Raw genomic sequence first — 765 nt, forward strand, 5'->3', positions numbered from 1 at the left:
TGGCTCTGCCGGACGATGCAGGCGATGTCCGACTGTCTCTCAGCGGCCGGGTTCGCGGAGATCGAGGTCAACCCGGCGATCGTGAGCTCGTCGGGTGGGTACGTCGTGGACGCGCTGTGCCTGAGGTGAGCGGGACCGAGGTGCGGCTCACCTCCGGCGCATTCGCGCCCGGCAGCGTGTCGCTGGGGCTGTCGGTCTACCTGCGGCCGACCGGCGAGCTGCTGGCGCTGCTGGTCGACGAGGCGCGGGCCGTGCAGCGGGCCGGCTTCGACGGCTTCACGCTGAGCGAGCACCATGGCGGCTTCGCCGGGTACGTGCCCAACCCCGCGCAGGCGGTCGCCGTCACGCTCGCCAAGCTGGACCCTGGTGGGCGCTACTGGGGCGCACCGTGCCCGATCCTGCTGCCGTTGCGTTCCCCGGCGCTGGTCGCCGAGGAGCTCGGGTGGCTCGCGGCGTGGTTCCCCGGCAGGGTGGCCGCCGGGCTGGCGCCCGGATACCACGTGCGTGACTTCGAGCTCGTCGGCGCGGACGCCGAGGACCGCGGAGCGCAGTTCGCAGCCAGGCTCACCGAGCTGGTGGGGTTGCTCCGCGGCGATTTGCCGTCTCCGCTGGATGACGACCCGGCGGTGCGCGACCTGCGCGCGGACGGCCCCGTCCTGCCGCTGGTGGTTGCAGCGGGGAGCGCCGCCGCCGCTCGACGTGCTGCCGTGGCAGGCACGGGTGTCATCCTCAGCCCTTCGATGAGCCCCGTCGACGCGCGCCGGG

Annotated in this window: 1 pseudogene (only partly in view); it reads left to right on the top strand. The window is 73.7% G+C overall.

The features are described from left to right. A pseudogene (locus GEV06_28645) lies at positions 1-765 on the top strand (LLM class flavin-dependent oxidoreductase); it begins 258 nt to the left of the window's first position.

Origin of the sequence: Luteitalea sp. (assembly GCA_009377605.1) — a bacterium.
Classification (GTDB): Bacteria; Acidobacteriota; Vicinamibacteria; order Vicinamibacterales; family Vicinamibacteraceae; genus WHTT01.